This is a genomic window from Ferrovibrio sp. (assembly GCF_019636075.1).
In the GTDB taxonomy this organism is placed as follows: domain Bacteria; phylum Pseudomonadota; class Alphaproteobacteria; order Ferrovibrionales; family Ferrovibrionaceae; genus Ferrovibrio.
Genome location: NZ_JAHBYG010000033.1, coordinates 1 through 13,138, shown reverse-complemented (window position 1 = coordinate 13,138; position 13,138 = coordinate 1). Strand labels below are relative to the sequence as shown.

The 13,138-nt window shown below is 62.8% G+C and carries 12 protein-coding genes; 4 read left to right on the top strand and 8 right to left on the bottom strand.

Annotated elements, in window-relative coordinates; genetic code table 11:
- Positions 1-131: 131 nt before the first annotated feature.
- On the bottom strand, positions 132-1,127 hold the full coding sequence (locus tag KF827_RS13745) for a nitronate monooxygenase family protein (RefSeq protein WP_291006564.1): 996 nt from the start codon (positions 1,125-1,127) through the stop codon (positions 132-134).
- Positions 1,128-1,247: 120 nt separating this feature from the next.
- Between KF827_RS13745 and KF827_RS13740 the strand changes: the two genes are divergently transcribed.
- Positions 1,248-2,261, top strand: a complete 1,014-nt coding sequence (locus KF827_RS13740; protein ID WP_291006559.1) for an alpha/beta hydrolase — start codon at positions 1,248-1,250, stop codon at positions 2,259-2,261.
- Here KF827_RS13740 and KF827_RS13735 read toward each other — a convergent pair.
- Genes KF827_RS13735 through rph form a run of 4 tightly spaced genes read right to left on the bottom strand, consistent with a single transcriptional unit; the run spans position 2,191 to position 5,244 of the window.
- A complete protein-coding gene (locus KF827_RS13735) occupies positions 2,191-2,748 on the bottom strand; it encodes a L,D-transpeptidase family protein (RefSeq protein ID WP_291006557.1) in 558 nt (185 codons plus the stop codon). The genes KF827_RS13740 and KF827_RS13735 overlap by 71 nt on opposite strands.
- Positions 2,745-3,929, bottom strand: coding sequence for a radical SAM family heme chaperone HemW (hemW, locus tag KF827_RS13730; RefSeq protein ID WP_291006555.1), 1,185 nt, complete (start codon positions 3,927-3,929; stop codon positions 2,745-2,747). The genes KF827_RS13735 and hemW overlap by 4 nt, the downstream gene beginning before the upstream one ends.
- Complete coding sequence (gene rdgB / locus KF827_RS13725) at positions 3,913-4,524, bottom strand: RdgB/HAM1 family non-canonical purine NTP pyrophosphatase (protein ID WP_291006552.1); 612 nt, start codon at positions 4,522-4,524, stop codon at positions 3,913-3,915. Before rdgB ends, hemW begins: the two co-directional genes overlap by 17 nt.
- 3 nt (positions 4,525-4,527) lie before the next feature.
- Entirely contained in the window at positions 4,528-5,244 is a 717-nt protein-coding gene (gene rph, locus KF827_RS13720; protein ID WP_291006549.1) for a ribonuclease PH, read from the bottom strand.
- Between the two features lie 122 nt (positions 5,245-5,366).
- Here rph and KF827_RS13715 point away from each other — a divergent pair, with 122 nt between their 5' ends.
- Entirely contained in the window at positions 5,367-7,355 is a 1,989-nt protein-coding gene (locus KF827_RS13715; RefSeq protein ID WP_291006546.1) for a TonB-dependent receptor, read from the top strand.
- A 58-nt stretch (positions 7,356-7,413) separates the two neighbouring features.
- Positions 7,414-8,934: an alginate export family protein gene (locus KF827_RS13710; protein ID WP_291006544.1), complete on the top strand. Its 1,521-nt coding sequence runs from the start codon at positions 7,414-7,416 to the stop codon at positions 8,932-8,934.
- On the opposite strand, the gene KF827_RS13705 is transcribed toward KF827_RS13710, so the two are convergent.
- The 3 genes from KF827_RS13705 to KF827_RS13695 form a co-directional block, all read right to left on the bottom strand.
- Positions 8,931-10,796 carry a TRAP transporter fused permease subunit gene (locus tag KF827_RS13705; RefSeq protein WP_291006542.1) on the bottom strand — a complete coding sequence of 622 codons (1,866 nt, stop codon included), beginning with the start codon at positions 10,794-10,796 and terminating at the stop codon, positions 8,931-8,933. The two genes, KF827_RS13710 and KF827_RS13705, sit on opposite strands and share 4 nt — an antisense overlap.
- Positions 10,797-10,921: 125 nt before the next feature.
- Positions 10,922-11,890 carry a TAXI family TRAP transporter solute-binding subunit gene (locus KF827_RS13700; protein WP_290985667.1) on the bottom strand — a complete coding sequence of 323 codons (969 nt, stop codon included), beginning with the start codon at positions 11,888-11,890 and terminating at the stop codon, positions 10,922-10,924.
- 140 nt (positions 11,891-12,030) lie between these two features.
- Positions 12,031-12,522, bottom strand: a complete 492-nt coding sequence (locus KF827_RS13695; RefSeq protein ID WP_291006540.1) for a DUF488 domain-containing protein — start codon at positions 12,520-12,522, stop codon at positions 12,031-12,033.
- Positions 12,523-12,706: 184 nt separating this feature from the next.
- On the opposite strand from KF827_RS13695, the gene KF827_RS13690 reads away from it, so the two are divergent.
- The coding region (locus KF827_RS13690; RefSeq protein ID WP_291006538.1) for a biotin/lipoyl-binding protein at positions 12,707-13,138 on the top strand (432 nt) is incomplete at its 3' end.

Here is a 13,138-nt window from a genome sequence, read left to right as displayed (position 1 = left end):
CTCCATAAACCAGACGCTTATGCGCGGTTTTATATCCGTTTCCGACAGCAATGCCTGCTAGACAAAAGGCTGCGGCTTTTCGCCACGCAACTTTTTGATGCAGACCGCCCGATTTATGCGGCAGCCAAGGATTATTCGGCAGCCTGACCGAACATGGCCGGCGAACCGGCCAGCAATTCGGCCCGCGCCGCATCATATTCCTGTTTCATGCGCGCGACCAGTTCCGCCACCGGAGGAACATCCTGAATCAGGCCGATACCCTGACCGGACCCCCAGATATCGCGCCAGGCCTTCGACTTCGACGCACCACCCGAGCCGAAGCTCATGGTGGTCTTGTCGCCCTCGGGCAGGTTGTCGGGATCCATGCCGGCCTTGGCAATGGAAGGCTTGAGGTAATTGCCATGCACGCCGGTGAACAGCGAGGAATAGACAATGTCGCTGGCCACGCTATCCACCAGCATCTGCTTGTATTCCGGCACGGCATTGGCTTCCTGGGTGGCGATGAAGCGCGTGCCCATATAAGCGAAATCCGCACCCATGGCCTGCGCCGCGAGAATCTGCCGGCCGTTGCTCATCGAACCCGACAACGCAATCGGACCATCGAAGAATTGCCGCACTTCGGAAACCAGCGCAAAAGGCGACAGCGTGCCGGCATGACCGCCCGCGCCGGCGCAAACCAGGATCAAACCATCCACGCCGGCTTCCAGCGCCTTCTTGGCATGGCGCACATTGATCACATCATGCAGCACGATGCCGCCATAGGAATGCACCGCCTGCACCACCTCGTTGGGCGCGCGCAGCGAGGTGATGATGATCGGCACCTTGTATTTGACGCAGACCTGCATGTCGTGCATGAGGCGGTCGTTGGAATGATGCACGATCTGATTCACCGCAAAGGGCGCCACCGGCTTGCCGGGATTCTGCGCGCGATAGTCATCCAGTTCGGTGGTGATGCGCTGCAGCCATTGCTCCAACACTTCCGCAGGGCGGGCATTCAGCGCGGGAAACGAACCGACGATACCGGCCTTGCATTGCGCAATCACCAGTTCGGGGCCGGAAACGATGAACATCGGCGAACCGATCACCGGCAGGCTAAGCCGCCCCTTCAATACCGCGGGTACCGACATGGATGCTTCCTCCAACCACAGCGTTTTCTGATGGGCTAGATTTAAACCTGCTACGCGAGACTGCGCAATCCTGCCGCCGCGTCACTTTTCAAAGCTTTTCACATGCCGCAGGATGCCCGCATGAGCCGCGTCGTTGGGCAGATAATGCTGATCGTTCTTGCCATCCTGGCCTTGGCCCTATCGGGCCTTGGCATTGCCACATGGCTGCTTTCGGCCCAGGCCGAAAAGGATTTCCCGCCCATGGGCCGGATCATCCAGGCCGATGGCTTTACCCTGCATGCCATAGACCTGCCCGCAAAGCAGCCGCCGGCATCAGGCCAGCCCGGCAATCCGCCGCTGGTTTTCGTGCATGGCGCCTTCGGCACCGCTGCGGATTTCGCCGTTTCGATCATGCCGGAAACCAGCCGGCAGTATCGTTCGATTGCCATCGACCGGCCCGGCCATGGCTATAGCGCGCGCCGCCCCAAGCCGGATACCGATGCCGGCCCGATGACACCCGACCGCCAGGCCCGCGCCCTGCGCGCCGGATTGCAAGCGCTGGGCGTGCATGAAAAGCCGATCCTGGTGGGGTTTTCGCTGGGCGCGGCAATCGCGCTGGCCTGGGCGCTGGATTACCCCGACGAGATTTCCGGCATCCTGTTGATCAATCCGGCCTCGCATCCCTGGCCTCTGCCGATCGAGCCGAGCTATCGGATGGCGGGCATACCGCTGCTGGGGCCGCTGGCCGTGCATACCATCGTCACGCCGATCGGCAACCGGCAATTAGTGGCGGGTGCCGCCAATGTGTTCGCACCCTCGCCGGTACCGCCGCATTATGCCCAGGCACCGATAGCCCTGACGGTGCGGCCCGGCAATTTCGCAGCCAATGCCGAGGATATCCGCACCCTGAAACCTTTCCTGGCCGCGCAGATGCAGCGCTATCCCGGCCTCAAGCCGCCTTTGAGCATTCTGGTGAGCGACCAGGACAACGCCACCTCACCGGTCATTCATTCACGGCCATTGGCTGCGCAGGTGCCGCATGCCGTGCTGATCGAAAGCCAGGGCGGCGGCCACCCGCTGCATTTCAGCCGGCAGGCGGAGGTGTTGGCCGCCATCGATGGCCTTGTGGCGCGGACCAGGGCGCAATCACAATAGCGCTGCCTGCGCTTAGGCGGGGCAACAAGGCCTGCATATCGGCCAGGGCAATCGCCACGCAGCCTTCGGTGGGCGCGAAATCCTGCCGCGCCAGATGCAGGAAAATCGCACTGCCCAAACCCGGCACCGGCGGCGCATCGTTATGGCCGAGTTCCACGATCAGATCGTAGACATGATCCTCGCGCCACAGCTTTTCATGGCTGCCGGCAAAGGGCAGCGTCACCAGCCGATTGTAATCGGCGTGGCCGGGATCGTCGCACCAGCCCATGGCCGGCGTAAGCGCCAGGATAGGCAAGGCGCAATCAGGCACAGGCAGACGATCCGGGCGGTAAAACAACCGCCGTAAAGGCCAGCGGCCCAACGGTGTGGCGCCATCGCCTTCGCGCTTGTCGGCGGCCGGCCTGCAGCCCGAGCGGCCCAATGCGCAGCGCATGCTGAGATCGCCAAAGCGCAGCTTGCCATCGGCGGAAACCTGAATGTCGTTCATGCCAGAAGCCTCGCCAGCAAACCATCCAATACCGCGCGGCCTGCATCGGTAGCGACCAGCCGGTGCGGGTCGCGCTGCAACAGGCCGGCTGCTTCCAGCGGCTTGCTGCGTGCCGGCGGCACCAATTCGGCCAGCCCGATACCGGATGCCGCCCGCAGATTCACATCATACACGCCTTCGCGCAGCCGCAGGCCCATCATCAGCGCCTCTTCAGCGCGCTGGCGGGCATCCACGGGGGTTTCGCTTTCCAAACCGCTACCTTTGGCCTGCACGGCTTCGAGCCAGACTTCCGGCTTGCGCAAAGTCTGCCGGGCCAGCCATTGGCCGTTCTCGCGTAATCTGGCATGGGCGCCGGGGCCGATGCCCAGATAAGCGCCGGAGCGCCAATAAACCAGGTTATGCCGGCTTTCGCCGCCGGGCCGCGCATGATTGGAAATCTCGTAAGCCGGCAGGCCGGCTTGCTGCATGATCTCCTGCGTCAGATCGTAGAGCGCGGCCTGGGCATCGTCTTCCATCGGTTTGATCGCGCCGCGCGCCACCGCGCCGGCAAAACCGGTATTGGGCTCGATGGTGAGCGTATAGAGCGACAGGTGATCACCGGCCAGGTCCAATGCTGCGCCCAATTCATCGCGCCAGGCGGCTTCATCCTGGCTCGGGCGGGCATAGATCAGATCGAAGGAATAGCGCGGCATGCTGCGGCGCGCGGCTTTTATCGCCTGGCGCGCCTCATCGGCATCATGGGCGCGGCCGAGAAACCGCAACGCCTGGGCATCGAAACTCTGTACGCCGATGGATAAACGATTGACGCCGGCAGCGCGAAAACCGACGAATTTGCCGGCCTCGGCGGAATTCGGATTGGCTTCCAGCGTGATCTCGATATCGCTGGCGAAACCATACAGTTTCTCCGCCTCGGCCAGGATCGCGGCAGTGGTTTCCGGCGCCATCAGCGAGGGCGTCCCGCCGCCGAAAAACACCGAGGTGAGTTTCGCATCGGTACCGAAACGTTCGGCTTGTCCGCGCAATTCGACAAGCAGCGCGGCACGGAACTGCGCTTCATCTATGCGTTCGCGCACATGGGAATTGAAATCGCAATAGGGGCATTTCGATACGCAGAACGGCCAATGCACATACAGGCCGAAGCCGGGCGATGGTGCCTGGTTCTGCTCAGCCGAAACAGGCATCGATCAATTGCCGGAAAGCCAGCGCACGATGGCTGATCCCGTGCTTGTCCTGCGCCGGCATCTCGCCGAAGGTAAGGCTTTGGCCATCGGCCAGAAACATCGGATCGTAGCCGAAGCCGAGATTGCCGCGCGGAGGCCACACCAATTGCCCGGGCAGCACGCCCTCGAAACTTTCCACATGGCCATCCGGCCAGGCCAGCGTGAGCGCGCAATTGAATGTGGCGCGGATGGGCGGCTCTGCTGCCTTTGCCTGCACGGCTTCCCACACTTTGCGCATGGCAAGCGTAAAATCCTTCGATGGCCCGGCCCAGCGCGCGGAATAGATGCCGGGCGCGCCATTTAAGGCTTCCACGCTCATGCCGGAATCATCGGCCAAGGCCGGCAGGTTGGCGCCGCGTGCCGAGGCCAGCGCCTTCAATTCGGCATTGGCAACGAAAGTCGTGCCGGTCTCATCCGGCTCGGGCAAGCCCAGCGCGCCGGCGGAAATCGCTTCGACCTTGAAAGGCGCGAGCAATTCGGCGATCTCGCGCAGCTTGCCGGCATTATGGCTGGCGATCACCAGCTTGCCGCCCGCGAAACGTCGCCGCGCATTCATGGCTTAGATCCCGACGGCCTGACGCTGCAGAACGGTGAGTTCGGTCACGCCCTTGCGGGCCAGCCGCATCAGATCGAGGAAGGCGGTTTCCGAAAACGGCTCATGCTCGGCAGTGCCCTGCACTTCCACGATGGCGCCGGAATCGGTGAGCACGAAATTGGCATCGGCATCGGCATCGGAATCCTCGGGATAATCGAGGTCGAGCACCGGCACGCCTTTATAGATGCCGCAACTGATGGCAGCCACCTGGCCGATCAGCGGCACGGCGGCAATGGCGCCGGCTTTCACCAGCTTGTCGAAAGCCAGATACAGCGCCACCCAAGAGCCGGTGATGGCAGCGGTGCGGGTGCCGCCATCGGCCTGCAGCACATCGCAATCCAGGCGAATCTGGCGCTCGCCGAAGCCATCCAGCTTGGTGACGGCGCGCAACGAACGCCCGATCAGACGCTGGATTTCCTGGGTGCGGCCGGATTGCTTGCCCTTGCTGGCTTCGCGGTCGGTGCGGCTATGGGTGGAACGCGGCAGCATGCCGTATTCCGCCGTCACCCAGCCGCGCCCGGTATTGCGCAGGAAAGGCGGCACCTTTTCCTCAATGGTGGCGGCGCAAAGCACATGGGTTTCGCCGAACTTCACCAGGCAGGAGCCCTCGGCATATTTGGCAAAACCCGGCTCCAGCCGGATGGCGCGCAGTTGGTCGGGGGCGCGGCCGCTGGGACGCATGGTGCTCTCCTTCGAATGGGTCGGCGGCCGTTCTAGTCGAGGCCAAGGGGGCCGGCAAGGACTTGAGATATTTGCAAATGTTATATTATAACATATCAAAACATCCCTTGGAGCCACTTCCTATGCATAAAAGCCTGTCTTTACCCGCCTTTGCTGTCTTGCTGGCCGCACCCTCCGCCTTCGCCCAGAATCAAGTCCAGAACCAGAGCCAGGAACCCGCACAACTCGCGCCCGTGGTGGTGACCGCGCCGCTGCCCAGCGACCAGACCGATATGACGACAGGCACCACCGTTCTGGCCGGCGACGACCTCGATCGCCAGCGCGGCGCTACCCTGGGCGAAACCCTGCGCCATACGCCCGGCGTGGCCGGCAGCGATTTCGGACCCGGCGCCAGCCGACCGATCATCCGTGGACAGGGCGGCCCGCGCGTGCGGGTGATGCGCGACGGCCTGGATGCTTTCGATGCCGCCAGCGTAAGCCCCGACCATGCCGTGGCGGTGCCGATGGATAGCGCCCGGCGCATCGAGGTGCTGCGCGGCCCGGCCTCGCTGCTCTATGGCAGTTCGGCGATTGCCGGCGTGGTGAATGTGATCGACGGACGCATCCCGGATGCATTGCCCAGGAACGGCACCAGTGGTGAAACGCGCCTGAATTACGGCAGCGCCGACAAACGCAAAACCGGCTTCGCCTCCATCGATACGGCGGTGACCAATAACGTGGTGCTGCATGGCGAGGCCGGCGCGCTGGATGCCGAGGATTACAGCATCGGCGGCTATGCCTCGGCAACCCAGCGCGAGGCCGGGGTGAAAAACACCGTGCCCAATACCGCCATGAAGGGCCGCGATGGCGCCGTGGGCGCCAGTTTCCTGGGCGATGGCGGCTATGGCGGCCTGTCGCTGGCGCGCATGAACAGCTATTACGGCGTGCCCGGCGCCGATCCGGTGCGCATCGACATGCACCAGACCCGGCTGGACGGCAAATTCGGCCTCTACGACCCCCTGCCCGGACTGCATGAATTGCGCGGCAAGCTGGGCTATGCCGATTACAAGCATGATGAAATCGAACAGACCGGCGAAATCGGCACGCGCTTCAACCTGGATAATTGGGAAGGCCGGCTGGAAGCCTTGCATGAACCGATTGCCGGCATCGAAGGCGTGTTCGGCTTCCAGGGCGGGCGGCGCGATTTCACGGCAATCGGCGAGGAAGCCTATCTGCCGCAGAACACCACGGATTCCTACGCCGTATTCCTGCTCGAACGCTATGAACTGGGCGATTGGCAATTCAGCCTGGGCGGTCGGTTGGAGTATACCGAGATCGACGTACCCGCGCAGAATACCGGCCGCGACTTCACCACGCTGAGCTATTCCGGCGGCGTGAATTACCGCATCAATCCGGCCTGGACGGCTGGTGTCTCGCTCTCGCACACCCAACGCGCCCCCACCGCCGAGGAGCTTTATTCAAACGGCGAGCATGTGGCGACGAATTCCTTCGAAATCGGCAATGCACGCCTGAACAAGGAAAGCGCCTGGCATGCGGAGGCCGGCCTGCGCAAGGTGCAAGGCGACGTGACGGGTTCGGCGAGCGTGTATGCCACGCGCTATAGCGACTATATCTACGGCGCCTTCACCGGCGCGCAACAGAATGGCGTGGATGAACGGCTTTACAGCCAGACCGGCGCCGATTTCCGCGGCATGGAATTCGAAATCGCCTGGACCTTCCTGCGCGGCGACGGCTACACCTTGAGCGCGGACGGATTGCTGGATTTCGTGCGCGCCGAAGACCGCGACAATGGCCGCCCGCTGCCTTTGACCCCACCGATGCGCTATGGCCTGGGTCTGACCGGCACTTACGACGCTATCCGCCTGCGGCTGGAAATGCTCGGCGCCGCCAAGCAGGACCGCGTGGGGGCGAATGAAACGTCTACGGAAGGCTATACGCTGTTCAATGCCGCCCTCACCTGGCGCCCCTTGCAGGCCTACAAGGATTTCATTCTCAGCCTGGAAGGCCGCAACCTGTCCGATGCCGAGGCGCGCAGCCATACCTCGCTGCTGAAGGCGGAAGCGCCGCTGCTCGGTCGGGAAGTGCGCCTGGGCAGTGCGGTAAAGTTCTAGTCGTTTCTGCAACCAGCATGTAATCTCGTGGGGCAGCTTCTCGCCCCACGGGATTGCCATGACCATTGACCGCAACACCCTCATGCTGGCTACGGCCAGCCTGTTCGCCCTGTCATCCAATTTCGCCTGCGCCGAGGATAAAGGCCTCGCCACCCGGCTTGGGGAAGCGGAAATCTCCGTTACCCTGGATGCGGCATTGGCCGGCTTTGCTCTGCGCAATGCGCAATTCGGCGCCGGCTCCGCAGGCCAGAATGGCATCCGCCAGGGTGGCCGCGACTGGATCGAGGGCTTCGCCAAGCCCGGCGTTGAAATCTCCGCACCCATGGGCAATGGCCAGGCCTATGGATTGCTCTCCGCTATCGGCACCATCACCCGAGGCGATGGCGATGCCCAGGCCACCAGCGGCACCAGCATGCGGCCCAGCCATCTGGCGCCGGAAGATTATGCCATCGGCTGGCGTTCGGGCGGCAGCTTCGCGGCGTTGGGCGAAGATGCCATCGATATCTCGCTGGGCAATCAGGCTTTCAGCATCGGCGATGGCTTTCTGATCCTGGATGGCACCGCCGAGGGCTCGCGCCGCGCCGCCTATGTGCTGGGCCCGCGCGCCGCCTTCGCCGACACCGCCATCCTGCGTATCAACACCGCCCCGCTGCGCGCCGACCTGTTCCATCTGGCCGGCAATGTAGACCAGCGCCGTATGTTGGCAGGCGATGCTCCCGCCACCCGGCTTTACGGTGCCAATCTGGAATGGTTCGGCTCCGGCGATGGCAATAAAGGCCGCAACGCCTATGAAGACCGCGCCTGGTATCTCGGCTTCACGGCCCTGCATGTCTACGATGCCGATTCCTCCGGCGCATTATCCTTTGCCAATGGCAATAACGGCAGCGCGGGCGGCGCCAACCGCGATGGGCTGAATGTATTTTCCATCCGCAGCGGCGGCGCCGTGCTGGCGCCGCTGGACGAGGCCCTAGAACCCCTGGGCGAAGCCTTGGCGGATTTCGGCTTCTATGCCGAATATGCCGTGCAGCGCAACGACAGCGCAAACCGCAAGGTGCGCGCCCATGCCTGGTATGTGGAGCCGCAATACACGGTCTCCAGCCTGCCCTGGACACCCAAGCTGGCCTATCGCTATGCGTATTTCAGCGGCGACGCCAATACCAACGATGCCACCGACAAAAGCTGGGACAGCCTCTATAGCGGCGGCGGTCCGCGCGGCTTCGGGCGTTGGGACCAAGGCGAAATCTATGCCCGCTATGTGGGCGGCAATAGCAATCTCGCCAGCCATATGCTGCATCTCAGCCTGCAACCGACAGAGGCCTGGCAGATCGGTGCGATCTATTACCGGCATGATTTCGACAAAGCGCCGGCCGGCGTATCATCCAGCCGCCTGATGGACGAGATCGACCTCTATGCGCAATGGGACACGCCGCTGAAGGGCTTAGGCATCACCCTGCTGACGGCAGCCGGCAAACCCGGCAGCGGCCAGAAACAGCAGCTCACCAGCAATGCCGCCGGCAATGGCGAAGCCGTAGACCGCACGATCTGGCTCGGCCAGATCGTGCTGAGCTACAGCTTCTAGCTTTCCTTCACGCTAATGCCGGCGGTCTCAGGCGGCCGCTGGCGCTGCACCATGTACACCAGCACAATCAGCGCCAGGCCGGCCAGATCGGTATAGATGCCGGGCTTGATCAACAGCAGCGCCGCCGCCACCAGGGCCAAGCGTTCCCAAAGCACGGCATGGCGAATCAGATGGCCGTTCAGACCGGCCGCCAAGGCGAGACAGCCGATCACCGCCGAAATGCTGGCATGTATAATCGTGAGCGGGTCGCCGATAAACAGCAAGGCCGGTTCGTAAACGAACATGAACGGCACGATGAACCCGGCCGCACCGATACGCACGGCAGACCAGCCGGCATCCCAGATATTCGCCTTGGCCAGGCTGGCAGCGGCATAAACCGCCAGGGCCACCGGCGGCGTGATCGCCGACAGGATGGCGAAGTAGAAGGCGAACATATGCGCAGCCTGCTCGATCACGCCCAGCTTGATGATAGCGGGCACCATCAAAGACACCATCACGATATAAGCAGGCGTGGTAGGCATGCCCATGCCCAGGATGATGCCGGCCACCGCCGTGAGCAGCAACGCCAGCAACAGGCTGTTCTGCGCCAGGCCCACGATGGCGTTGGTGAAGCTGATGCCAAGGCCGGTCAACGTGATCGAACCGATCACCAGGCCGGCACAGGCGCAGGCCAGCGCCACCGCCAGCGTGTTGCGCGCACCATCTTCCAGCGCTTCCCAGATCAGGCGGAAACTCAGGCCCTCACGGCTGCTGGCGCGCAGCAAAGCCACCGGGAAACAGGCCAGCGTGCCGGCCAGGGCGCAAAGCGGCGCCGAATAACCCGCGAACATGCCGCCCAGGATGATCGCCACCGGAATGAACAGATGGCCGCGTTCGATCAGCACCAGTTTGAGGAAGGGCACTTCCGCCGGCGGCAGGCCCAACAGGCCACGGCGCTTAGCCTCGAAATGCACCGCGCCGAAACAGGCCACGTAATACAACACGGATGGAATCAACGCCCAGAGCGCCACTTGCGCATAAGGCACGGCCAGGAATTCCGCCATCACGAAGGCGGCGGCGCCCATGATCGGCGGCATGATCTGCCCGCCGGTGGACGCAACCGATTCCACGCCGGCGGCAAAGGCCTTGCTGAAACCGGTGCGCTTCATCAGCGGAATCGTGATCGGGCCATCCACCATCACATTGGCCACGGCGCTGCCCGAGATTGTGCCGAACAGGCTGGACGACACCACCGCCACCTTGCCCGGCCCGCCAGCCGAGCGGCCGGTAAGCGACAAGGCAAAATCCATGAACAGCCGGCCGGTGCCGGTCCGCTCCATGAAGGAACCGAACATCACGAAGACCATCACATAGGCCGCCGACACGCCCAGCGTGGAACCGAAAATGCCTTCGGTGGTCATGTAGAGCTGGTCGAGCAGGGTGAGCGGATCGACGCGGGTGAAAAACAACGCATGACCCATGAACACCATCGCGGTGATCGGCAGCGCCCAGCCGATCACCCGGCGGGTGCAATCCAGCACCACCACCACCAGCATCACCGCGGCAACGGCATCCAGCGGCTTCAGATCGTCGATATAGATGATGCGGTTGATGAAATAATCGTAATTGACGAACAGATGGCCCAACGCCAGCGTGGCGCCGGCAAACCACAGCACATCGATCCAGACGAAGCGGCGGCTGCCATCCTCGGCCTTGGCGAAGGGATAGAGCAACAATACGAGCGTGAGTGCGAAAGACAGGTGGATGGCGCGATAGATCATCGCCTCGGGCGGCGCGATGGCAATGGCATACATGTGATACAGCGCCATCGCCACGCCGATCGGACCGACGATACGGCCGATCAGGCTGGAAATCTGGGTCATGTGCATCCCCTTACTTGCACAACACAACTGCTACAAAGCAGTACGCACGACAAAAACCTGCATGCCACAAAAGCCGATGCCGCCGGATAAAAATCCACCCGGCGGCATCGTTGATCGGTGCTGGCTTATTTCAGCGCGCCAACTTCCTTGTAATACTTGGCAGCGCCCGGATGGAACGGCACGCCGATATCCTCGGCCATGTCCTTCACCGTGACATTGCTCATCGCCTTGTTCACGGCCGCCATATCGGAGATATGCGTGGCCATTGCCTTGGTGATGGCATAGACCTGCGCTTCCGGCAGTTTGCAGGAGGCGATGAAATGCGCCGAATAAGCAATCACCGGCACATCCGTGGTCTGCTTCGGATAGGTGTTGGCCGGGATGATGCCCTTCACATAGCCGGCATTGATCTTCTTCATCGCCGCCACGCTGGCATCGGTCACCGGCACCAGGGTGATGTCGCGCGCGGTGGCCAGATCCATCACCGAAGCTGCGGGGATGGTGGTGCCAAGCGTGAAGATCTGCGCGTGGCCATCCTTCAGCAGTGCCGCGGCATCGTTATAGCTGGCCATATAATTGACCTTGCTGGCCGCGGCATAGGACAGGCCATGGGCCTTGAGGATATCGGCGGAGATCGCCTCGGCGGTATTGCCACGGGTCTGCACCGCGATGGCCTTGCCCTTCATATCTTCCACCTTGGCCACCTTGGCATCAGCCAGCGCCACCACCTGGAAATATTGCGGATACAGGTTGGCGATCTGGCAAACATTGGCGGTCGGCTTGTCGAACGGCGCGCGGCCGGCAACTCCATCCACGGTGGAAATCGAGTTGCCGAAACCGAATTCGGTCTTACCCTCTTCCACGCCCTTCACATTGGCAATGCCGGCGCCGGGCAGCGTTTGGACCGTTACGCCCGAAACCGCTTTTTCAAACATCGCCTTCAGCGTGCCGCCCAGCGGCACCCAGACGCCACCCTGCGGACCGGTCATCAGACGATAGGTCTGCGCCGAAGCATCATTGGCACCCAGCAGGGCGACAAGGCCGAACGAAATTGCGGATACCATAAACGCGCCGCGCATGACGGATTTTTTCATTGTTTCCTCCAGGTTTATAATTTTTGTTTACGGAGTGTGCGGCAGCGGACTACCCGGCGTCAAGCATAGATCGCGTTTGACGCGAGAAACCAACTGGTTACTTATCGTGCAGTTTGGACTGGACGATCCGGATGCCAGCATCAGGTACCGAACAAATCTGCCTGTTTTGGCGCCAGCCGCAAGACAAGGCTGGCATGATCCTCGATGCCACCATCGGGCAGGATATGCAGCACCTGTGCGCCGCCTGCCAGCAGGCCCGGCGCCACAAGATGGGCGCGATGGCAATGGGCGGGATCGCGCTCAGCGCACATCATCGCCACCTTGTGTTCTGTGCCCAAAGCAAGCAGCTCGGCGATGCCATCCTGGAAGCGTTCGGCCCGGAGAGGCAACAATTCAGGCGGCGGCTTGCCGCCCAGGCGGTCGCCAAGCCAGCGATAGGATACGCCATTCTGCGGCAGCCATTGCCGCAGGTTGCGGCCGGCAAAACGCGGCACATAACGCGAGGCCGGGATGGAGCGCACATCGGCCAGCAGGGTGATGCCGTGCCGCCGGAGCAGGGCCAGAAACTCCGCCTCGGAATGGCTGGAATGTCCGATGCTGTGGATCACCGTATGGTAAACGCTGTCAGACATGCCCAGCCCCGAAACCTTGCCCCTGGGGAAAGGTGATGGCCATCACACGCACCGCAATCCGTGACCGCCGTTGTGGTAAAATTTGCGACAGTATATACACCGCCAGCGGGGAAAATACCGCAGGAGATTGCCTTTCCCGCCGTGTTACCACGCAATCCTGCCCCATACCATTCGGTCTGCATCCATGGCCAAATTGAAGATCGCAGTTGCCTCCCTGCTCACCCTGGCCGTGCTGGGGGGCGGCGGTTTCGTTTATATGAAGCGCAAGGCTGCGGGCGAGACGGCTGCCGTGCCGGCCGCGGCAGCCAGCCCGGCCCCGCGTTTCGAGGGCGTGGAATTCTCTCCTGCCGACCTGACCAAAGCCGCCCTTGCCGATCTGCGGCAGGCCGTGCGGCTTAGCGGCGGCCTGCAGCCATTGGAACAGACCGTGGTGCGCGCCGAAGTGGCCGCCCTGGTGCAGGATGTGCTGGTGCGACGCGGCGAAACGGTGAAGAAAGGCCAGGTGCTGGCCCGGCTGGATACCCGCGACCTGGCCGCGCGGCTGCGCGAGCGCGAAAGCAACCTGGCCTCCGCGCGCTCCAGCCTGCAACTGGCCGAGACCAATCGCGGCAAGGCC